Source organism: Catellatospora coxensis (genome assembly GCF_016862635.1).
Taxonomy (GTDB): domain Bacteria; phylum Actinomycetota; class Actinomycetes; order Mycobacteriales; family Micromonosporaceae; genus Catellatospora; species Catellatospora coxensis.
Window position 1 is genome coordinate 103,746 of sequence record NZ_BONI01000008.1, and the last position, 21,901, is coordinate 125,646.

Here is a 21,901-nt window from a genome sequence, read left to right on the forward strand (position 1 = left end):
CCGGGTGGGGGAAGATCGGCCGAGGCGGCCCGGGGCGGTGCCGGGTATCGTCTGCGTGATGCAGACCGACGGCCTCTTCTCCCTGGAGCCCTCGCCGGCTGATCGACCGATCAGCTCGCCGGGGTTCGAGGCGCCGTCCGTGGACGCCCCGCTGGCCGTCCGGCTGCGCCCGTCCGGCCTCGACGAACTGGTCGGCCAGGATCACCTGCTGGCACCGGGCGCGCCGCTGCGCCGCCTGGTCGCGGGCGGCGCGCCGATGTCGGTGATCCTGTGGGGCCCGCCCGGCTGCGGCAAGACCACCATCGCGCACCTCGTCGCCGAAGCCGACGACCGGCACTTCGTCGCGATGTCCGCGCTGACCGCCGGGGTCAAGGAGGTGCGCGAGGTCATCGACGTCGCGCGCCGGCGGCGCCGGGCTGGCGGCGCGCCGACCGTGCTGTTCATCGACGAGGTGCACCGGTTCACCAAGACCCAGCAGGACTCGCTGCTGGCCGCGGTCGAGGACCGCACGGTGACGCTGCTCGCGGCGACCACGGAGAACCCGTACTTCTCGATCATCTCGCCGCTGCTGTCGCGGTGCGTGCTGCTGACCCTCAAGCCGCTGGACGACGAGGCGGTGCGCGGTCTGGTGCACCGCGCCGTGGCCGACCCGCGCGGCCTGGGCGGCACGGTCACCCTCCACCCCGAGGCGGAGGACCACCTGGTCCGGCTGGCCGGCGGCGACGTACGCAAGGCGCTCACCGCGCTGGAGGCCGCGGCCGGCTCCGCGCTGGCGATCCACGACGGGGACGGCGTGCCCGAGATCGACGTGGCCACCGCCGAGCGCGCGGTCGACGTGGCCGCGCTGCGCTACGACCGCGCCGGCGACGCCCACTACGACGTGATCAGCGCGTTCATCAAGAGCATGCGCGGTTCGGACGTGGACGCCGCGATCCACTACCTGGCCCGGATGCTGACCGCGGGGGAGGACCCGCGCTTCATCGCCCGCCGCCTGATCATCTTCGCCAGCGAGGACGTCGGCCTGGCCGACCCGACGGCGCTGACCGCGGCGGTGAACGCCTCGTACGCGGTGCAGCACGTCGGCCTGCCCGAGGCGCAGCTCAACCTGGCCCAGGCGGTGGCTCACCTGGCCACCGCGCCCAAGTCCAACGCGGTCACCACCGCCATCTCGGCGGCGCTCGCCGACGTGCGGGCGGGCAAGGCCGGCGCGGTCCCGTCGCACCTGCGCGACGCCCACTACTCGGGTGCGCGAGGGCTGGGCCACGGCATCGGCTACCGCTACCCGCACGACGATTCCCGAGGTGTGGTGGGTCAGCAGTACCCACCCGACGATCTGGTGGGAGTGGACTACTACCGTCCCACCGGACACGGTGGCGAACGGCACATCGCCGAACGCCTGCCGAAGTTGCGCGCGGTCGTTCGGGGGACGACCAAATCCGAGCGAAGCGAGGAGAACTGATGAGCAGGGCCGATGCGACCGACGGACGGGGCCGGAAGAAGGGCCGCGGCGAGGCCGAGGAGGTCCCGCAGGAGGAGACCGGCTGGCTCGACGACCTGCGTGGCGCGAAGCAGGCCAAGGACCAGTTCGACGACGCGGACTTCACCGACGGCGGCAGCAGCCGCTGGGACAAGCTGAGCGCGCTGAGCGACGACGCCCCCGCGGGCCGTGGCGCCCCCAAGGCTCCCGCTGACGCCGGTCGCCGCCCGCGCGGCGGCGACGCTCCGGCGGGCCGGCGGGGCGTCGAGGACACCGCCGGTGGCCGCCGTCCCGCCGAGGAGCCCACGGGTGGCGTCCGCCGTCCCGCCGAGGACCCCATGGGCGGTGGCCGCCGCGCTGCCGAGGAGCCGACGGGTGGTGGCCGCCGCGCGGCTGAGGAACCCGTCGGCGGTGCCCGCCGTGCGGGTGAGGACACCCAGGGCGGCCGCAGGCGCACGCCGGAGGAGCCGCCTTCGGGCCGCCGCCGCGCTGACGATGAGCCTGCCGGTCGCCGCCGTGCAGGTGAGGACCCGGCGGGCGGGTTCCGCGCCGCCGGTGAGGACACGCTGAGCGGCCGCCGCCGCGCCGAGGAGGAGCCCGCGGGCCGCCGCCGGGCCGAAGACGACACCGCCGCGGGTCGCCGCCGTGCCGGTGAGGACACGCAGACCGGTCGCCGCCGCGCTGACGAGGAGCCCACCGGCGGTCACCGCCGGGCGGCGGAGGAGCCGGTCGGCCGCCGGGCGGCGGAGGAGCCGCCGGGTCGCCGGGCCGCCGCCGACGACACCGGCAGCCGCCGCCACGTGGCGGACGAGCCCGCCGGCCGTCGTGCCGCCCGGCCGGAGCCGGAGGAGCCCCGCCGGGGCCGTCCCGAGCCCGCGCCGGTCGAGCCGCAGCCGGGCCGTGGCCGCCCGGAGCAGGCGCTGCGCAAGCCGGGCGGGGAGCCGCCGGTGGTGCGCCGCCGCGAGATGGACCCCACCCGAACCGGTGAGATGCCCCGTGCCGTCGGCAACCCGCCCCCCGCCGACGGCGGTCGCGGCCGTCCGGGCATGCCGGCCGGCCCGGCGGGCAAGCCCGCGACGCCGCCGGCCCGGCCGGAGCCGCAGCGCGCGGGCTTCCCGGCCGTCGCCCCGGTCTCCCCGGCCCGCCCGAACCGCGGCGGCGTGCCCGTTCCGCCGGTCGGCCCGCCGCCGCAGGGCGGCCCCGCCCCGCTCGGCGGCATGCCGCCGCAGGCCGGTCCCCACGCGGGCCCCGGACCTGCCGCCCCGCACGCCGGGCCCGCCGGCCCGATGCCCGGCCCGCACGCCGGACCCGCTCCCGCCGGGCCGATGCCCGGCCCGCACGCGGGTCCGGGCCCGAAGCCGGGCGGTCCCGCCGCCGGCCCCGGCCCCGTCGGCGGTGGCCGCCCGCCCGGTCGGCCCGAGCCGATCGCGGTGCGCCCGCCGGACCCGAACGCCGTGGTGCCGCCGGCCGGCGACCGCCGCGCCGGACTGGCCGCGGGCGTCGACGCCATCCGCGGCGCCCGGTCGGAGGTGCGCAAGCAGCTGCGCGAGCAGCAGCGGCTGCGTATGTGGACGCTGATCGCGCTGGTGGCCGTCGTGGTGGGCGCGCTGCCGTTCTACTTCGTGCTGCGCGCGGCGACCCGTGACCCGGTGCTGACCACGCTGGACGCGCTGGACGTGCCGTCGTGGGCGGTCACCGCCGGCAAGACCCAGGACAACATCTACGGCAGCCGCTGGTGCCTGATCGACTGCCGCTACCGCGAGCGCTCGCTGGAGTCGGCGCGGGGGATCGACGAGACGACCGAGGCGTACACCAAGGCCCTCACCGACGCGGGCTGGGCCCGCTGGAACGTGCCCAGCTGCGTGCTGGACGAGGGCACCGAGGGCAAGTTCTCCTGCTGGCGGCGCGACGAGTTCACGCTGGACCTGTGGGTCCGTCCGATCACCACCCCGGAGTGCACGGACCTGCTGCGCAACCGGCCGACCGTCGGCCCCAGCCAGGAGCCGGCGGCGCAGCCGAGCGCCGACCCGTCGGCGGCCCCGGCCGGTGACCCGGACGCCTGCAAGGGCTCCGCGGTGACGATCAAGGTGCTGAACACGGTCGCCGACGACCGCATCCGGTTCACCGCCGATCCGAACGGCGAGCAGGGCACGGGCGGGGACGAGGAGACCGGCGAGGAGACCGGCACGGAGAGTCCTGCCCCGACACCGTCGGCGAGCTGAGCCCGGCTGCTGCGAGCGCCGTCGCGGCGGGCGGTAGGGTCTGCACGTCAGGACAAAGTGCGACGTGCGGAGGATGTGGCATGTCTGGAGGCGAGATCGCGGCGCTGATCGCGGCGGGTGCGTTCGCGATGCTGGTGCTGGTGCTTGCCGTGCCGATCCTGCGGCTGCGGCACACCGTCGACGCCGCCACGGTGACGTTGCGGCAGGTCAGCCAGCGTACGGGCCCGATCCTGGACAACGTGAACCTGACCGTCGACAACGTCAACACGGCGCTCGGCCAGACCCAGGTCACGCTGGACGGGGTGAACGTGCAGCTGGCGAAGGTCGACGTGATGACCCAGCACCTGGCGGCGACCACGGCGAACGTGTCGAACCTGGTGAGCGTCGTCACGGCGACCGCGGCGAGCCCGCTGGTGAAGGCGGCCGCGTTCACGTACGGCGTACGGCGCGCGACGGCGGCCCGCAAGGAGGCCGACGAGGCGAAGTCGGTGCGCGACGAGCTCAAGGCGCGCAAGCGCACCCGGCGGGGCTGAGCCATGATCCGCAGGTTGCTGTGGCTCGGGGTGGGCATCGGCGTCGGCGTCGTGGTGGTGCGGTTGGTGACCCGCCAGGCGCGCAAGTTCACCCCGGCCGGGCTGGCCGGGACCGCCCAGGAATCCATTGGTCACGCCGCGGGCTCGGTGCGAAGCTTTATGGACGACGTCCGCGACGGCATGGCCGACCGCGAGGACCAGCTCTTCGCCGCCTTCGAGGACGGCGTGTCGATCGAGCCCGTCGACCTGCCCTGGGCGCACGGGGTCGGCAGCAAGTTCTATCAGTTCAAGCAGCAGCAGGAAGGCGAGCAGCAGCGATGAGGACCGCGGAAGTCAAGCGACGGTTTCTGGCGCACTTCGAGGCCAACGGGCACACCGTGGTTCCGAGCGCTCCACTGCCGGCCATCGACGATCCGAACCTGCTGTTCGTCAACGCCGGCATGGTGCAGTTCGTGCCCTACTTCCTGGGCCAGCAGACCCCGCCGTTCCGGCGCGCGGTCAGCGTGCAGAAGTGCATCCGGACGCCGGACATCGACGAGGTCGGCAAGACGTCCCGGCACGGCACGTTCTTCCAGATGAACGGCAATTTCTCCTTCGGTGACTATTTCAAGGAGGAGGCGATCCGCCTCTCCTGGGACCTGATCACCAAGCCGATCGAGGCCGGCGGCTTCGGGATCGACCAGGAGAAGATCTGGGCGACGGTGTATCTCGACGACGACGAGTCGATCGGGTTCTGGCGCGCGGTCGGCCTGCCCGCGGAGCGCATCGTGCGCCGCGGCAAGGCGGACAACTTCTGGTCCATGGGCATCCCGGGGCCGTGCGGCCCGTGCTCGGAGATCTACGTCGACCGCGGGCCGGCGTACGGCCGCGAGGGCGGTCCGGAGGTCGACGAGGACCGCTACATGGAGATCTGGAACAACGTCTTCATGCAGTACGAGCGGGGCCCCGGCACCGACAAGGAGAACTACCCGATCCTGGGCGAGCTGCCGGCGCAGAACATCGACACCGGCATGGGCCTGGAGCGCATGGCGTCGATCATGCAGGGCGTGGACAACCTCTACGAGATCGACGAGGTCCGCCCGCTGATCGACAAGGCGTGCGAGCTGACCGGCAAGCGCTACAACGTCAGCCACACCACCACCGCGGCCGAGTCGCACCCCGACGACGTGCGCCTGCGCGTCATCGCCGACCATGTGCGCACCTCGCTGATGCTGATCGGCGACGGCGTGACCCCGTCCAACGAGGGCCGCGGCTACGTGCTGCGCCGCATCATGCGCCGGGCGATCCGGGCGATGCGCCTGCTCGGCTACGAGGACCCGGCGCTGCCGGAGCTGCTGCCGGTGGCCCGCGACTCGATGTCGCCGTCGTACCCGGAGATCGCGACCGACTTCGGCCGCATCTCGCAGTACGCGTACGCGGAGGAGGAGGCGTTCCGTAGCACGCTGCGCGCGGGCACCACGATCCTGGACGTGGCGGTCGCGGACACCAAGAAGTCCGGCGGCAAGACGCTGACCGGTGACAAGGCGTTCCAGCTGCACGACACGTACGGCTTCCCGATCGACCTGACCCTGGAGATCGCGGCCGAGCAGGGCCTGTCGGTGGACACCGACGGGTTCAAGCGGCTGATGGCCGAGCAGCGCAAGCGCGCGAAGGCCGACGCGCAGGCGCGCAAGACGGGTCACGCCGACCTGTCGGCGTACCGGGGCGCGCTGGACGCGGGCGGCGCGGTGGAGTTCACCGGCTACGCGGAGGTCTCGCGGGAGTCGAAGGTGCGCGCGCTGATCGGCAGCGGCGGCCTGATCACCTCGGCGGGCGAGGGCGAGCTGGTCGAGGTCGTGCTCGACGTCACCCCGTTCTACGCCGAGGGCGGCGGCCAGCTGCCCGACCTGGGCCTGATCACGGTCGGCGGCGGCAAGGTCGAGGTGCTCGACGTGCAGCAGCCGCTGCCGGGCCTGATCGTGCACAAGGCGCGGGTCGTCGAGGGCGAGGTCCGCTCCGGCGAGGCCGGCTACGCCCAGATCGACGTGGAGCGCCGCCGGGCGATCTCCCGCGCGCACACCGCGACGCACCTGGTGCACCAGACGATGCGCAACTTCCTCGGCGGGTCGGCGACCCAGGCGGGTTCGCTGAACGCGCCGGGCCGGCTGCGGTTCGACTTCAACACGCCCGGCGCGGTGCCGGCCAGCGTGCTGACCGACGTCGAGCAGCAGGTCAACGAGGTGCTGATGAGCGACCTGGAGGTGCGCGCGTTCGTCACCTCGCAGGCCGAGGCCAAGCGGCTGGGCGCGATGGCGCTGTTCGGCGAGAAGTACGGCGAGTACGTGCGCGTCGTCGAGGTCGGCGAGTACGCGCGTGAGCTGTGCGGCGGCACCCACGCGGCCCGCTCGGGCCAGCTGGGCCTGGTGAAGATCCTTTCGGAGGCGTCGATCGGCTCCGGCGTGCGCCGGGTCGACGCGCTGGTCGGCATGGACGCGTTCCGGCACCTGGCCAAGGAGCACCTGCTGGTGTCGCGCCTGGCCGAGCTGTACCGGGTGCCGCGCGAGGAGGTCGGCGACCGGGTCGAGCAGACCGTGTCCCAGCTGCGCGACGCCGAGCGCGAGCTGGAGAAGATGCGCGCGCAGCTGGTGCTCGGCGGGGCCGCGGCGCTGGCCGAGGGCGCGCTGGACCTGGGCGGTGTGGCGTACGTGGGCACCGAGGCGCCGGAGGGCGCGGCAGTCAACGACGTGCGCACCCTGGCGCAGGAGGTGCGCGGCCGCTTCCCGGCGGACCGTCCCGCGGTCGTCGCGGTGGCGGCCCGCGCCAACGGCAAGGCGTCGCTGATCGTGGCGATCAACGACGCGGCCAAGTCCCGGGGCCTGTCCGCGCAGGACCTGGTCAAGGGCGCGCTGTCCGGGCGCGGCGGCGGTAACGCCGACCTGGCGCAGGGCGGCGGCGTGCCGGCCGACCAGGCCCCGCACCTGCTGGGCGCGGTCCAGGCCGCAGTACAAACCCGCTAAGGCGAAGGAAGGGCACCTTCTTATCGTTTTCCGATGTAGAAGGTGCCCTTCCTAGCCGCCGGAGGCGGCGGTGACGGAGATCCGGCGAGGGCACCTTCGCGACGCGCGCAGCGTCGGCGGAGGTGCCCTCGGTGTTTCGTTTGCTGATCGGAAGGAGTGACGGCGATGACGTGGACCCGCGGGGTGCGGCTGGGGATCGACGTGGGTTCGGTGCGGATCGGGGTGGCGGTGTGCGATCCGGACGGAATCCTGGCAACGCCGCTGGTCACAGTGGCTCGCCAGGCCAAAGCGGACGACTCTGACATTTCGGCTGATATGGTGGAGATCGCGCGCCTGGTGGCCGACCATGGCACGGTGGAGGTGGTGGTGGGACTGCCCATCAACCTCGCCGGGGTCGAGGGGCCGGCCGCCAAGCACGTGAGGGCATACGCCGACGCTCTGGCCGGTCTGATCGCGCCGGTGCCGGTGGTGCTCGCTGACGAGAGGATGTCCACCGTCACGGCCACCCGGCGGCTCGCCGACCGCGGTGTCCGGGGCAAGAAGCAGCGTGCGGTCGTCGACCAGGCGGCCGCGGTGGAGATCCTGCAGGGTTGGCTCGACGCGCAGCGAAGGCGAGCAGGATGATCGACGAACTGGACCGTGCTTTCGACGACGACCACGACGAAGATCCCCGGCAGCAACTGCCGCCGGGCGAGGCGAGTCGTCAACGCAGGCGGTTCGGTTGGATGAGGTCCGTGCTCGCCATGGGCCTGGCCCTGGTGCTGCTCGGGGCGCTGGGCATCGGCGCCGTGGTGGTGTACCAGAAGATCAGCGGGGCGCTGGGCACCTCGGACTGGGAGACCTCGGCCGACGGCGCCGAGGTGCAGATCGAGATCAAGAGCGGCGACACGCAGGCCGAGATCGCCCGCACCCTGAAGGCGGCCGGCGTGATCGCCAGCGAGAAGGCCTTCATCGAGGCGGGCGAGCGCAACCCGGACGCGCTGCGCATCCAGCCCGGCTTCTACAAGATGCGCACCCACATGAGCGCCAAGGACGCGGTGCTGCACCTGCTGGACCTGAAGAACCGCATCGTCAACGGGATCACCATCCCGGAGGGGCTCAGCTCGTTCCGGGTGTTCAAGCTGCTGTCGGCCAGGACCGGCATCCCCGAGGCGGACTTCAAGGCCGCCGCGAAGGACCCGATCGCGCTCGGGGTGCCCGACTGGTGGTTCAACCGCACCGACGACAAGAAGGTCAAGCCGTCGGTCGAGGGCTTCCTGTTCCCCGACACGTACGAGTTCGCGCCCAACGCCACCGCGGAGAGCATGCTGCGGGTCATGGTCAACCGCTTCCTCACCGTCACGGGCAGCATGAACTTCGCCGAGACGGTCCCGGCGCAGCTCGGCGGGATCGCGCCGTACGAGGCGCTGATCGTGGCCTCGCTGGCCCAGGCCGAGGCGGGCAACGCCGACGACTTCGGCAAGGTGGCCCGGGTCGCCTACAACCGGGTCTACAAGCGGATCCCCGATCTGACCTGTGCCTGCTTCCAGTTCGACGTGACCGTGAACTACTCGCGCGAGCTGGCCGGCAAGGACCCCAAGCCGTCCAGCGGGCTCACCCACGACGAGCTGACCGACGAGAAGAACCCTTACAACCGCAACGCCGAGGGGATGATCCCCACCCCGATCAACAACCCGGGCAAAGCGGCGCTGGAGGGCGCGATGTCGCCGCCGAAGGGCGACTGGTACTACTTCGTGGCGACCGACAAGGAGGGCCACTCGGCCTTCTCGGAGACGTTCGAGGAGTTCTGCGAGGACAACGAGACGGCCGTGAAGAACAAGGTGCTCGAGCAGAGCTCTTGCTGAGCCGCCCGTCTTGTCCGAATAAGCCCGTTAGATCCTGGGCGGCGGCTGAAAACCCACCGTCCGCCCGGGGGTGTGCAAAACCCTTCACGTGTAACGTAGCCGCCGATGGCGACCCGTACGTGAGAGGGCACCGATGACTGACGAGCTTTTCCTGTCGTTCGAGGAGCATCCCGAGCGCGGCCAACAGCGGCGTCGGCACGGGGTGGACAACAACCGTGGCCGGAACAACAAGAAGAAGAAAAAGAAGAAGAAGCGCGGCCGCTCCTTCCTCGCCCTCTTCCTCACGCTGTTCCTGCTCGGCGGTCTGGCCGGCGGCGCGTACCTGGGCTACGACAAGATCAAGAATCTGCTGGTCACCCCCGACTACACCAGCGCGGCCACCTCCGCCGAGGTCGAGGTCGAGATCAAGCAGGGCTCCCGCGGCCTGGACATGGCCGAGGTGCTCAAGCAGCACGATGTGATCAAGAGCGAGCAGGCGTTCATCGAGGCGTGGGAGCAGAACCCCGATGCCAAGAAGATCCAGCCCGGCCTGTACAAGCTGCGCGTGCAGATCAGCGCCGCCGACGCGATCACGATGCTGCTGGACACCAAGAACCGCCTCGTGAACGGCATCCTCATCGCCGAAGGCATGTCCACCTTCAAGATCTACAAGGTGTTGTCGGAGAAGCTGGGCATCCCCGAGGCCGATTTCAAGGCCGCCGCCAAGGACCCGATCGCGCTCGGCGTGCCGGCGTGGTGGTTCAAGCGGGAGGACGGCAAGAAGGAGAGCCGCTCGATCGAGGGCTTCCTGTTCCCCGACACCTACGAGTTCCCGAAGAACGTGACCGCCAAGTCGGCCCTGTCGATGATGGTCGAGCGGTTCATGAAGGTCACCGGGGACATGGGCTACGCCGACGCGGCCGCGAAGCTGAACATCTCGCCCTACCAGGCGCTGATCGTGGCGTCGCTGGCCCAGGCCGAGGCGGGCAACGCCGACGACCTCGGCAAGGTCGCCCGGGTGTCCTACAACCGCGTGTTCAGTGACAAGGCCGTCGCCGAGATCGGCACCTGCCACTGCCTGCAGTTCGACGTGACCGTCAACTACTCCCGTGAGATCGCCGGCAAGGACCCCAAGCCGTCCAGCGGGCTCACCCAGGCGGAGCTGACCGACCCGAAGAACCCCTACAACCGCAACGCCAAGGGCCTGCCGCCCACCCCGATCAACAACCCGGGGCAGAAGGCGCTGGAAGGTGCGGCCAACCCGCCCAAGGGTGACTGGATCTACTTCGTGGCCATCGACAAGGAGGGCCACTCGGCCTTCTCGGCGACCCACTCCCAGTTCTGCAGGGACAACAACACGGCCGTGAAGAACGGCGTGCTCAAGCAGAGCTCCTGCTGATGCGCGCCGCGGTCCTCGGCAAGCCGGTCAGCCACTCGCTGTCGCCCGTCCTGCACAACGCGGGCTACGCGGCGGCGGGACTGACCGGCTGGTCGTACACCGCGATCGAGTGCGCCGAGGCCGACCTGCCCGCCTTCGTGGCGGGCCTGGGGGCCGAGTGGGCGGGGCTGTCGCTGACCATGCCGCTCAAGGAGGTGGGGCTGACCGTCGCGACGGCGGTCAGCCCGGTCGCCGCCGCGGTCGGAGCCGCCAACACGCTGGTCCACCAGCCGGACGGCAGCTGGCGGGCGGACAACACCGACGTGCCCGGCATGGTCGCCGCGCTGGGCGAAGCGGGCGTGACCACGGCGGCGCGGGTCGCCGTGCTCGGCGCGGGCGGCACCGCACGGGCCGCCGTGGCGGCCGCGGCGCGGCTCGGAGCCGAGTCCGTCATCGTGTACGCCCGCCGTCCCGAGGCGATCGACGAGCTGCGCCCGGTGGCCGACGCGCTCGGCGTGCCGCTGACCGGCGCGGGCTGGGCGGCGGCGGAGGAGTGCGCCGCCGCCGACGTGGTGATCTCGACGGTGCCCAAGGGCGTCGCCGACCACCTGCAGGTGCCATGGCGGCCCAAGACGGTGCTGTTCGACGCGCTCTACGACCCGTGGCCGACCCCCCTGGCCGCCTCGGCGCAGCGCGCCGGCAACCGCATCGTGTCCGGATTGGACCTGCTGCTGAATCAGGCTCTGGGCCAGTTCGAGCAGTTCACGGGGGTTGCCGCGCCGGTCGAGGCGATGCGCGGGGCACTGCGGGATGCCCGTCGCGGTTAGCCTGTCCGGGTCGGTGCGACCCTGGGGAGGCAAGCCGGTGACGGAGGAATTCTTCATCGCGTTCGGTGACGAGCCCGAACCGCGCAGGGCGCGCCGCCCGGCCGGCGGACGCGGGCCGCGCAAGCGCCGAAGGCGCCGCCGCAATCGCGCCGTGCTGGCCGTGATGCTCACCCTGTTCCTGCTCGCCGGCGCCGGAGGCGCGCTGTATCTGGGCTACGACAGGATCAAGGGCTGGTTCGGCACACCGGACTACACCTCCGCCGACGGCACCGCCGAGGTGACCCTGGAGATCCCGGAGAAGGCCACCGGGGTGCAGATGGCCAAGGTGCTGAAGGCCAAGGACGTGATCGCCAGCGAGCAGGCGTTCCTCGACGCGTGGGACAAGAATCCGAAGGCTGCGACGATCCAGGCGGGGCACTACCGGCTGCGGTTGCGGCTCAGCGCCGCCGACGCGATCACGATGCTGCTCGACCCGGCCCGGCGCATCGTCAAGGGTGTCACCGTCCGCGAGGGGATGTCCTCGTTCGGCATCTACCGGCTGCTGGCGGAGAAGCTGGGCATCCCCGAGGCGGACTTCAAGGCCGCAGGCGCGGATCCGGTGAAGCTGGGTGTCCCGGAGTCGTGGTTCGACCGCGACGGCAGGAAGGTCACGAAGTCGGTCGAGGGCTTCCTGTTCCCGGACACGTACGAGTTCCCGCCGGACGTCACCGCCCGGTCCGCGCTGGAGACGATGGTGCGCCGGTTCCTTGCCGTCACCGGCGAGCTGAAGTTCGCCGAGTCGGTGCGCGGCGGGCTGAAGGTCGCCCCGTACGAGATGCTGATCGTCGCCTCGCTGGCCCAGGCGGAGTCGGGCACCGCGGCCGACCTGCCGAAGGTGGCCCGGGTCGCCTACAACCGCATCTTCCAGCCGAAGGCGGGTGTCTGCACCTGCCTGGAGTTCGACGTGACCATCAACTACTGGCGCGAGCTGAAGGGGCTGCCGATCAAGGCCTCGGGGGACATGACCGGGGCGGAGCAGAACGACAAGAAGAACCCGTACAACCACAACGTGCTGCTGCTGCCCACGCCGATCAACAACCCCGGCCGGGCGGCGCTGGCGGGCGCGGCGAAACCGGCGAAGGGCGGCTGGTACTTCTTCGTCGCGATCGACAAGAAGGGCAACTCGGCCTTCTCCACGAACTACGAGCAGTTCTGCCGGGACAACGAGCTCGCCGTGCGCAACAAGGTGCTGCCCCGCAACTCCTGCCGCAACTGAGCAGGGCCGGTGCGGTGACATCGCGCCGAATTCGCCCCGATGTCACCGCGCCGTCGATCACCGGCCGCCCGCGACCGCTGGACTCCTCCGCGAAGCACTCATGGAGGAGCAGACGATGGACCGACGTGACCTTTTCATCGCCGGGGCGCTGGGCGCCGCGGTGGCGACCCCCGCCCTGATCGGCGTGCCCGCGTGGGCGTCCGGCGAGGACCGCGACAATGAGCCGGTGCGTGCTCACGATCGCGACCGGACGCTGGTGGTCGGCCACCGGGGCGCCAGCGGCTACCGGCCCGAGCACACCCTCGCGTCGTACGAGCTGGCGGCCCGGATGGGCGCGGACTTCATCGAGCCCGACCTGGTCAGCACCCTCGACGGGGTGCTGGTGGCTCGGCACGAGAACGAGATCTCCGGCACCACCGACGTGGCCGCGCGACCCGAGTTCACCACCCGCCGGGTCACCAAGACGATCGACGGCGTGGCGGTGACCGGCTGGTTCACCGAGGACTTCACCCTCGCCGAGCTGAAGACGCTGCGCGCGGTGGAGCGGCTGCCCGCGGTGCGCCAGCGCAACATGGTCTACAACGGCCTGTTCGAGGTGCCGACCTTCACCGAGGTGCTGGAGCTGCGCGAGCGGCTGTCCAAGGAGCTGCGCCGGGAGATCGGCGTCTACCCGGAGACCAAGCACCCGACGTACTTCCAGGACGCCGGGCTGCCGCTGGAGCGGCCGCTGGTGGCGGCGCTGCGCCGGTTCGGCCTGGACCGCCGGGACGCGCCGGTGTTCGTGCAGTCCTTCGAGGCGGCGAACCTGCGCGAACTGCGCTCGGCTCACCGTCTCAAGGCCCCGCTGGTGTTCCTGGCCGGGGCGGGCAGCCCGTTCAACGACCCGCGCTCGTACGCCGAGTACCTGAGCCCGGCGGGTCTGCGCGAGCTGGCCGGTGTGATCAACGGGATCGGGCCGGAGAAGGGCCTGGTCATCCCGCGGGCGGCCGACGGCTCGCTGGCCACGCCGACGTCGCTGGTCGCCGACGCGCACCGGCAGGGCCTGAAGGTGCACCCGTACACCTTCCGCGCGGAGAACCAGTTCCTGCCGGTGAACCTGCGCAACGGCGCGGTGCCCGCCGAGTACGGCCGGATCCTCGACGAGCTGGCGGCGTACCTGGCCGCGGGTGTGGACGGCTTCTTCACCGACAACCCGGACCTGGGCGTGCTGGCCCGCGCGCTGCACCGGGCCTGAGCGGCGGCGCACGGCCACCGGACCGGCGAGCGCCGCGGTGGCCGTGCGCATCTTAGCGATATCAGCGTGTTTAGTCCCTAATATCCGATTTTTCCCGATACCCTGGCGCGGTTGTCGTTGCCGAAGCCGATCGGGAGTCGAGGATGAGCGCGCGCAAGGTCGCCATGGCCGGTGAGGTGGCGCTCGCCATCGTGGTGATCGCGGTCGCCGGGCTGCTGTCGTTCGTGAGCCCGGCGAGCCCGGCCGTGGTGGCGTCGATCCCGCCGCTGGCCCCGGAGATCAGCGAGCCGTCCACGGACGGCCAGCTGCTCAACGGGGCCGACGTGCACATGGAGGCGCAGCCGTTCGCCGACGCGGACGTGCGCGACGAGCACGCCTGCAGCGACTGGGAGATCTGGTCGGCCGCGCCCGACCCGGTCGAGCGGGTGTGGGCCGCCGAGTGCGTGCACGGCGCGTCGCGACTGCACACCCACCTGGGCAACGGTAAGTTCACCGGCTCGCTGGCCGGGGCGGCCGAGCTGCCGCCGGGCCGCGCGTTCGAGGTGCGCGCCCGCTTCCGGTCGTCCTCGGCGGACCCGGGCACGCAGTGGAGCCCGTACTCGGTCCGCCCGTTCCGCACCGACGTGCAGCTCGAACCGCTGCCCGGCGCGCCGCAGTGGCGCACCATGCAGGACGGCTACGTGGTGGAGGAGGTCGCGTCCGGGTTCGCGCTGCCGGTCGGCATCGCCATGGCGGCCACCCCGCCCGCCACGCCCGACGCCCCGCGCTTCTACGTCAACGAGCTCTACGGCCAGATCAAGGTGGTCCGCGGCGACTTCAGCGTCGCGACGTACGCCAAGGATCTGCTGAACTTCGACCCGACCGACAAGTTCCCCGGCGACGGCGAGCTGGGCCTCGGCGGCATCACGGTCGAGCCGCAGACCGGCGACCTGTTCGCCGCGATGGTCTACCGGACGGGCGGCAAGCTCTACCCGAAGGTGGTCCGGCTGACCAGCTCCGAGGACGGGATGAGCGCGACCAAGGTCACCACGGTGCTGGACATGAAGGGCGAGGACATGGTGGCCTCGCACCAGATCTCCAACCTCACCATCGGCCCGGACGGCAAGCTGTACGTGCACGTCGCGGACGCGTTCGAGCCGAAGACGGCCCGGGACAAGGACTCCTTCCGCGGCAAGGTGCTGCGGGTGAACCTGGACGGCAGCGCCCCCGCCGACAACCCGTTCTACAAGGCCGGCGGCGGCGACAAAGCCAGGGACTACGTCTACGCCCTGGGCCTGCGCAACCCGTTCGGCGGCGCGTGGCGGGCCGCCGACGGGCAGCACTACTCGGTGGAGAACGGACCCTCGGTGGACCGGTTCGCCCGGGTCACCCGGGGCGCGGACTTCGAGTGGTACGTCGGCGACAGCGCGATGAAGAAGAAGGCGCTCTACAACTGGACCGTGGCGCACGCGCCGGTCGGGGTGACCTTCGTACAGGAGGAGAACAACCAGGGGGCGGGCTTCCCGAAGGAGCTGTACGGCAACGCGTACATCTCCGAGAGCGGCCCCACCTACGCCACCGGCCCGCAGGTGCGCGGCAAGCGCATCGTGATGTTCGCCTTCGACGACAAGGGCAAGGTCACCGGTCCGAAGACCCTGGTGGAGTACAACGGCAACGGCAAGTCGACCATCGCCGGCCTCGCCGCCGGGTCGGACGGGCTGTACTTCAGCGCGCTCTACCCCGACGACGCCAAGCTCGGCCCGTACGCGCCGAAGGCGAAGCTCTACCGGGTGCGGTACGCCGAGCAGGCCGGCGCGGCGCCCAAGAACGCCACGGTGGACAAGAAGCTGTGCACCGACGACGAGTTGAAGATCACCGCGGCGCCCGCGAAGACGACCGTCGCCCGCAAGACCTCGCTCACCATCGGCCTGAAGGTGCAGAACACGTCGAAGCGCTCCTGCCTGCGCGACGTCGGCGCCGATCTGCAGGAGCTGCAGCTGCTACGCGACGGGGAGAAGCTCTGGTCGTCCGACGACTGCGGGCCGCTGCGCGGCAGCCAGGTGGTCCGCCTCGGGCCGGGCCAGTCGCGCAGCTACAGCGCGACCTGGAACGGCAAGGCCAGCAACACGTGCGAGAAGAAGGGCCGCCGGGTGCCGGCCGGGGCGTCGCCCGCCGCGGGGGTGTACGAGATCGTCGCCCGCGTCGGCAGCGACCGCAGCGAACCCGTGACGATCACGCTGAAGTGACCCGGCCCGCCTGGTGGGACTGGACCCGACCAGCTCACGTGACCTACGTCCCGTCTGGTGACACCGGCGGGGCGTGGCGGGCAGGCGGCCCGGCCGCCGTGACAGACTGGTGATCGTGTTGCGTTGGCTGACCGCAGGGGAGTCGCACGGGCAGGCGCTGGTCGCCGTGCTCGACGGCGTGCCCGCCGGAATCGAGATCACCAGTGACGAGATCGGCCACGAGCTGGCCCGCCGCCGCCTCGGCTACGGCCGCGGCGCGCGCATGGCCTTCGAGCGCGACGTGGTGACGATCCTCGGCGGCGTGCGCCACGGGCGCACCCTGGGCAGCCCGGTCGCGATCCAGGTCGGCAACTCCGAGTGGCCCAAGTGGCAGACCGTCATGTCGGCCGACCCGGTCGACCCGGACCTGCTGGCCGCGCAGGCCCGCAACGCGCCGCTGACCCGCCCCCGGCCCGGCCACGCCGACCTCGCCGGCATGCAGAAGTACGGCCACGACGACGCCCGGCCGATCCTGGAGCGCGCCAGCGCCCGGGAGACCGCCGCCCGCGTCGCCGTCGGCACCGTCGCCAAGGCCCTGATCAAGCAGGCGCTGGGCATGGACGTGCTGTCCCACGTGGTCGAGCTCGGCTCCGTGGTCGCCAAGTCCGGCCTGGTGCCGGTGCCCGGCGACACCGAGCGCATCGACGCCGACCCGCTGCGCTGCCTGGACCCGCAGGCCAGCGAGCGCATGGTCGCCGAGGTCGACGCGGCCAAGCGCGACGCCGACACCCTCGGCGGCATCGTCGAGGTGCTGGTCTACGGCGTGCCGCCGGGCCTGGGCACGCACACCCAGTGGGACCGCAAGCTCGACGCCCGCATCGCCACCGCGCTGATGTCCATTCAGGCCATCAAGGGTGTCGAGATCGGTGACGCGTTCACCCAGGCCCGCTCGCGCGGTTCGGTGGCGCACGACGAGATCGTGCCGACGCCCGACGGCGTGAAGCGGGTCACCGACCGGGCCGGCGGCCTGGAAGGCGGCATCACGTCCGGCGAGCCGCTGCGGGTGCGCGCCGCGATGAAGCCGATCTCGTCGCTGAACCGGGCGCTGTCCACCGTGGACGTCACCACCGGCGAGGTCGCCACCGCCATCAACCAGCGCTCCGACGTGTGCGCGGTGCCCGCGGCGGCGGTCGTCGCCGAGGCGATGATGGCGCTGGTGCTGGCCGAGGCGGCGACGGAGAAGTTCGGCGGCGACTCGGTCGCCGAGATCCGCCGCAACGTCGCCGGCTACCTCGACAACCTGCTGATCCGCTGACAGACCGCCGGGTCCGCGCCGCGGACCGGGGGAGGGGAACACCGTGAGCAAGCCGTTGTGCGTCCTGGTCGGGGCGCCCGGGGCCGGCAAGTCGACCGTCGGGCAGCTGCTGGCGCAGGCGTACGGGGTGCCGTTCCGCGACACCGACGCCGACGTCGAGGCCACCGCCGGCAAGCCCATCTCGGAGATCTTCATCGACGAGGGCGAGCCGCACTTCCGGGCCATGGAGACGGCCGCGGTCGCGGCGGCGCTGGCCGAGCACGAGGGCGTGCTGGCGCTGGGCGGCGGCGCGGTGCTCGCCGAGGACAACCGGGCGCTGCTGGCCGGGCACACCGTGGTCTACCTGAGCGTGGACCTGTCCGACGCGGTGTCGCGGGTCGGGCTGGGCCAGGGCCGCCCGCTGCTGAACTTCAACCCGCGGGCCACCCTGCGGTTCCTGCTCGACCAGCGGCGGCCGCTGTACGAGCAGGTCGCGACGCACACCGTGGGCACCGACGGGCGCACCCCGGAGGAGATCACCGCCGAGCTCGTCGAGCTGCTGAAGGGCTGACATGTCGGAGCTGACCCGGATCGCCGTGGGCGGCGACCAGCCGTACGACGTGCTGGTCGGTCCCGGCGTGCTCGCCGAGCTGCCCGCCCTGGTCTCCGGCGCCGACCGGGCCGCGGTGCTGTACGCGCCGCCGGTACGGGCGTACGCCGAGCAGGCCGCCGCGCACCTCGTCGACGCGCGGATCCAGCCGGTGCTGATCGAGGTGCCCGACGCCGAGGCCGGCAAGTCCATCGCCGTCGCCGAGCGCTGCTGGGACGAGCTGGGCCGGGCCTCGTTCACCCGCAACGACGTCGTGGTCGGCGTCGGCGGCGGCGCGGTCACCGACCTGGCCGGCTTCGTCGCCGCCTGCTGGCTGCGCGGGGTGCGCTGGGTGCCCGTCTCCACCAGCATCAACGGCATGGTCGACGCGGCCGTCGGCGGCAAGACCGGGGTGAACACCGCCGCGGGCAAGAACCTGGTCGGCGCGTTCTACCCGCCCGCCGGGGTGCTCTGCGCCACCGAGGCGCTGGCGACGCTGCCCACCGCGCAGCTGCTGGCGGGCATGGCCGAGGTGGTCAAGGGCGGCTTCATCGCCGACCCGGTGATCCTCGACCTGATCGAGCGCGACCCGAAGGCCGCCGTCGACCCGGCCGGCCCGGTGCTGCGCGAGCTGATCGAACGCAAGATCGCGGTGAAGGCCCGGGTCGTCGGCGAGGACCTGCGCGAATCCGGGCTGCGCGAGATCCTCAACTACGGCCACACGCTCGGCCACGCCATCGAGCGCCGCGAGAACTACCGCTGGTCGCACGGGCACGCGGTCAGTGTCGGCCTGGTGTACGCCGCCCGCCTGAGCGTGCTCACCGGCCGCCTCGACGAGGCCGCCGCCGCCCGCCACGCCGCCATCCTGCGCTCGCTGGACCTGCCGGTGTCCTATCCCGCCGACGCCTGGGACGACCTGCGCGCCACCATGTCGGTGGACAAGAAGGCCCGCGGCAAGGCGCTGCGCTTCGTGCTGCTCGACGGCATCGCCGAGCCGGTCACCGTGCCCGTCGACGACGAGGCCCTGCTCGCCGAGGCCTACCTGTCCGTCGCCTCCTGAAGGAGACCGCCATGAAGGTGTACGTGCTCAACGGGGTCAACCTCGGCCGGCTCGGCACCCGCCAGGTCGACGTGTACGGCGTCACCACGTACGCGACGCTGGTGGAGCTGTGCCAGAAGACGGGCGCCCTGCTCGGCCTGGACGTGGAGTGCCGGCAGACCGACCTGGAGGGCGAGCTGGTGGGCTGGCTCCACCAGGCCGCCGACGAAAACGCCGCCGTGGTCCTGAACCCCGGCGCGTGGACCCACTACTCCTACGCCGTCCGCGACGCCTGCGCCATGCTCAACGCCCCCCTCATCGAGGTCCACATCTCGAACATCCACACCCGCGAGGAGTTCCGCCACCACTCGGTCGTCTCCGCCGTAGCCACCGGCGTCATCGCCGGCCTAGGCGTCGACGGCTACCGCCTGGCCCTCGAACACCTCTTCCACCGCCTCACCGACTGACCCCGCTCCCGCCACCCACCGAAGCGGCGATCTTGCGCGAAGTGTGGGTGCGACACGGGTGAAACGGGCGAAAAGGCAACAGTTCGCGCAAGATCGTCGTGATCTTCGGGGTCAGCGCTGGCCGGTGGCTTCGGTGAGGAGTTGGTAGACCTGGGCGCGGCCGGTGACGCGGACCGGGTGGCCGCCCTCGCGGGGGCGGTCGGCGGCGGCGGGCATGCCGAGGATGGCGGCGGCGGTGACCAGGGACTGGGCGGCGGCGGGGGAGCCGGCGCGGACGGTGAGCTGGCCGGCGTGGGCGTCGACGCCGCCGGTGAGCATCGCCATCCGCCACAGGCCGAGCGCCGCCTGCCGCGACTCCGGCAGGGTGGGCGACGCCGCCAGCAGCTGGGTCCGGCTGCGCCAGGCCCCGGTCAGGGCCCGCACGATCCGGTTGTACGCCCCCGCCGACACCTCCACGCGCAGCCCGTCACGTTCGGTGCGGACCACGTTGGCCCAGGTCAGCGTGGACAACAGGCTGGCCAGCCGGGCCGCCGCGGCGGGCGAGGAGGTCGACGCGATGGCGGTCGCCGCCGCGGGGCGGTGCCACCCGGACGGGCGCAGCTCCTGCCAGCCGAAAGCCGCTTCGAGCAGCGGGTACGCCCCCAGCGGGGCCTGGGACAGGGCGCGGTCCAGCGGGGCCATCTCGGCCCGGGAGGTGTCCGCGGGCGCGGTCTCCGCCGGGGCGGCGAGCGGGGGGAGGTCCGTGAGCAGGGTCGCTGACATGGGACGGTCTCCTCTCAGGCAGGTCAGGTGCGGGGGATCTCGCGGTCGGTGACCACGGCGCCGTCGGCGACCCGGTAGGCCCAGACCACGATGGCGTTGTCCACGAGCTCACCCTGCGGGGTGAACTGCAGCCGCCCCGTGACGCCGTCGTGGGCGTACGTGTCCACGAAGGCCTCCATGTCGCGGCGGGTGGTGCGACCGGCCTCGAAGCCGGCCAGGAAGATCGACGCGGCGTCGTACCCCTCCGCGCTGTAGGTGCCGGCGTCCTTGCCGAATCCGGCGCGGTACTGCGCCGGGAAGTCTCGTGCCGCGCGCTCGGGCGGCAGGCAGGCGCAGGTGATGACGGCCCCCTCGGCGGCGCGCACCCCCGCGGCGCGGATGAAGCCCGCGTCCTTGACCCCGTCGCCGCCCACGAACGTGGCGGTCAGCCCCGCATCGCGCATCGCCTTGAGCAGGGCCCCGCCGCTGGCGTAGTAGCCGCCGTAGAAGACGACGTCGGCTCCGGCGGAGCGGATCTGGCTGACCACCGAGGAGAAGTCGACCTGGCGGGGCGGCACCGCGGCCCGCTGCACCACCTTGCCGGACAGCGTCGCGGCGACCTCGTCGGCCAGGCCGCGGCCGTACGCCCCGGTGTCGTCGATGACGAACGCCTTGCGGGCGTGCAGCACGGTGTCGATGTAGCGGGCGGCCGCCGGGCCCTGCGCGGCGTCGTTGCCGATCACGCGGTGGAACGTCGACCAGCCGCGCTGGCTCAGGTTGGTGCGGGTGGCCGACGGGCTGACGATGGTGACGCGGCCCTGGTCGAGCAGCGGCAGGGCGGCCGCGGTCTCGCCGGAGAAGGCCGGCCCGACCACACCCATGATCTTCGGGTCGGCGACTATCGACTGCGCCAGCGCGGTGGCCTGCTTCGGGTCGCTCTGCGAGTCGAAGTCGTGCAGCGTCACCGGGCAGTCGGGATGCCGCCCGTTGTACTGCTCGACCGCCAGCGCGGCGCCGAAGCGGATGTTGGTGCCCAGGTCCGCCGAGGCCCCGCTGAGCGGGCCGATGACGGCGATCTTCAGCCCGCACGGTCCGGCCGGCGGGGCCGCGGTGCCCGCTGTCGCGTCGCAGCCGGGCGTCGCCGCCAGCGCGAGCAGCGCCAGCGTCGTGACAACCCGTGCGTACGGCCCTCGCAACAGCCGACCTCCTCGACGTAGGGTGCGCCTATCCTGCCCGGATGAGCGTGAGGATTGCATGAGTAACCCGGTGGAAACGGCGTGGCCGGCTGCCCGCAAGCGCATGGCGGCCGTGTTTGTGCTGGTCGCGACCCTACTGGGTGCCTGTACCAGCGGCCAGGTGACCGGCCGGCCCACCCTCGCGCCCGCCCCCGGCCGCCCCTCCGACCTGCAACCCGCCCTGTTCGGCATCAGCTCCGACACCCTCGGCTGGATAGTGATCGACGAACAGGGCTACGTCCTCTATCGCAGCGAACTCGACGCCAACCGCCCCTCCCGCACCGCCTGCACCGGCACCTGCACCCAGCAGTGGCTCCCTGTCCCCGCCGCCGACCCCATCCGCGTAGAGGGCATCGACCGCCAACTCATCGGCACCCTCACCCGCCCCGACGGCACCCGCCAACTAACCCTCGCCGGCTGGCCCCTTTACGGCTACACCGGCGACCGCATGCCCGGCGACACCAACGGCCACGGCCTCAACGGCCACTGGTACGCCGTCACCCCCATCGGCACCCGCGCCGGCCCCACCACCCCCGCCTGACCAAGATCGCGTTGATCTTGCGCGGACTGTGGGTACGACACGCGCA

19 protein-coding genes are annotated in these 21,901 nt (G+C 72.2%); 17 read left to right on the forward strand and 2 right to left on the reverse strand.

Translation table 11 applies throughout. The features are described from left to right. Positions 1–58 precede the first annotated feature (58 nt). From Cco03nite_RS06905 to aroQ, 16 genes are all read left to right on the forward strand, one after another. Complete coding sequence (locus tag Cco03nite_RS06905; protein WP_203689925.1) at positions 59–1,459, forward strand: replication-associated recombination protein A; 1,401 nt, start codon at positions 59–61, stop codon at positions 1,457–1,459. Further along, complete coding sequence (locus Cco03nite_RS06910; RefSeq protein WP_203689928.1) at positions 1,459–3,699, forward strand: hypothetical protein; 2,241 nt, start codon at positions 1,459–1,461, stop codon at positions 3,697–3,699. Before Cco03nite_RS06905 ends, Cco03nite_RS06910 begins: the two co-directional genes overlap by 1 nt. Positions 3,700–3,779: 80 nt before the next feature. Beyond that, positions 3,780–4,232, forward strand: a complete 453-nt coding sequence (locus Cco03nite_RS06915; protein ID WP_120320084.1) for a DUF948 domain-containing protein — start codon at positions 3,780–3,782, stop codon at positions 4,230–4,232. 3 nt (positions 4,233–4,235) lie between these two features. Continuing rightward, entirely contained in the window at positions 4,236–4,553 is a 318-nt protein-coding gene (locus Cco03nite_RS06920; protein ID WP_239167172.1) for a hypothetical protein, read from the forward strand. Further along, entirely contained in the window at positions 4,550–7,228 is a 2,679-nt protein-coding gene (gene alaS / locus Cco03nite_RS06925) for an alanine--tRNA ligase (RefSeq protein WP_203689930.1), read from the forward strand. The genes Cco03nite_RS06920 and alaS overlap by 4 nt, the downstream gene beginning before the upstream one ends. A gap of 165 nt (positions 7,229–7,393) precedes the next feature. Continuing rightward, positions 7,394–7,852: a Holliday junction resolvase RuvX gene (gene ruvX, locus Cco03nite_RS06930; protein WP_203689932.1), complete on the forward strand. Its 459-nt coding sequence runs from the start codon at positions 7,394–7,396 to the stop codon at positions 7,850–7,852. Beyond that, complete coding sequence (gene mltG / locus Cco03nite_RS06935) at positions 7,849–9,072, forward strand: endolytic transglycosylase MltG (protein WP_203689933.1); 1,224 nt, start codon at positions 7,849–7,851, stop codon at positions 9,070–9,072. Before ruvX ends, mltG (Cco03nite_RS06935) begins: the two co-directional genes overlap by 4 nt. A gap of 133 nt (positions 9,073–9,205) precedes the next feature. Beyond that, entirely contained in the window at positions 9,206–10,450 is a 1,245-nt protein-coding gene (gene mltG / locus Cco03nite_RS06940; protein WP_203689935.1) for an endolytic transglycosylase MltG, read from the forward strand. After that, positions 10,450–11,256: a shikimate dehydrogenase gene (locus Cco03nite_RS06945; RefSeq protein WP_203689936.1), complete on the forward strand. Its 807-nt coding sequence runs from the start codon at positions 10,450–10,452 to the stop codon at positions 11,254–11,256. Before mltG (Cco03nite_RS06940) ends, Cco03nite_RS06945 begins: the two co-directional genes overlap by 1 nt. A gap of 37 nt (positions 11,257–11,293) precedes the next feature. After that, the gene (gene mltG, locus Cco03nite_RS06950) at positions 11,294–12,511 is read left to right on the forward strand and encodes an endolytic transglycosylase MltG (RefSeq protein WP_203689938.1); all 1,218 of its coding nucleotides are present in this window, start codon (positions 11,294–11,296) and stop codon (positions 12,509–12,511) included. 115 nt (positions 12,512–12,626) lie between these two features. Further along, positions 12,627–13,745 carry a glycerophosphodiester phosphodiesterase gene (locus Cco03nite_RS06955; RefSeq protein WP_203689940.1) on the forward strand — a complete coding sequence of 373 codons (1,119 nt, stop codon included), beginning with the start codon at positions 12,627–12,629 and terminating at the stop codon, positions 13,743–13,745. 143 nt (positions 13,746–13,888) lie between these two features. Beyond that, a complete protein-coding gene (locus Cco03nite_RS06960; protein WP_203689942.1) occupies positions 13,889–15,970 on the forward strand; it encodes a PQQ-dependent sugar dehydrogenase in 2,082 nt (693 codons plus the stop codon). Between the two features lie 115 nt (positions 15,971–16,085). After that, positions 16,086–17,264, forward strand: a complete 1,179-nt coding sequence (gene aroC, locus Cco03nite_RS06965; RefSeq protein WP_203689948.1) for a chorismate synthase — start codon at positions 16,086–16,088, stop codon at positions 17,262–17,264. 43 nt (positions 17,265–17,307) lie between these two features. Continuing rightward, positions 17,308–17,814 (forward strand): shikimate kinase, encoded by a 507-nt coding sequence (locus Cco03nite_RS06970; RefSeq protein ID WP_239167173.1) that lies wholly within the window; start codon positions 17,308–17,310, stop codon positions 17,812–17,814. Position 17,815: 1 nt separating this feature from the next. Then, positions 17,816–18,892, forward strand: a complete 1,077-nt coding sequence (gene aroB, locus Cco03nite_RS06975; RefSeq protein ID WP_203689958.1) for a 3-dehydroquinate synthase — start codon at positions 17,816–17,818, stop codon at positions 18,890–18,892. 11 nt (positions 18,893–18,903) lie between these two features. Next, positions 18,904–19,338 carry a type II 3-dehydroquinate dehydratase gene (gene aroQ / locus Cco03nite_RS06980; RefSeq protein ID WP_203689959.1) on the forward strand — a complete coding sequence of 145 codons (435 nt, stop codon included), beginning with the start codon at positions 18,904–18,906 and terminating at the stop codon, positions 19,336–19,338. A gap of 111 nt (positions 19,339–19,449) precedes the next feature. On the opposite strand, the gene Cco03nite_RS06985 is transcribed toward aroQ, so the two are convergent. Continuing rightward, positions 19,450–20,100 carry a hypothetical protein gene (locus Cco03nite_RS06985; protein WP_203689960.1) on the reverse strand — a complete coding sequence of 217 codons (651 nt, stop codon included), beginning with the start codon at positions 20,098–20,100 and terminating at the stop codon, positions 19,450–19,452. Positions 20,101–20,123: 23 nt separating this feature from the next. After that, entirely contained in the window at positions 20,124–21,275 is a 1,152-nt protein-coding gene (locus Cco03nite_RS06990; protein WP_239167174.1) for a branched-chain amino acid ABC transporter substrate-binding protein, read from the reverse strand. 58 nt (positions 21,276–21,333) lie between these two features. Between Cco03nite_RS06990 and Cco03nite_RS06995 the strand changes: the two genes are divergently transcribed. Then, entirely contained in the window at positions 21,334–21,855 is a 522-nt protein-coding gene (locus Cco03nite_RS06995; protein WP_239167175.1) for a hypothetical protein, read from the forward strand. Positions 21,856–21,901 lie beyond the last annotated feature (46 nt).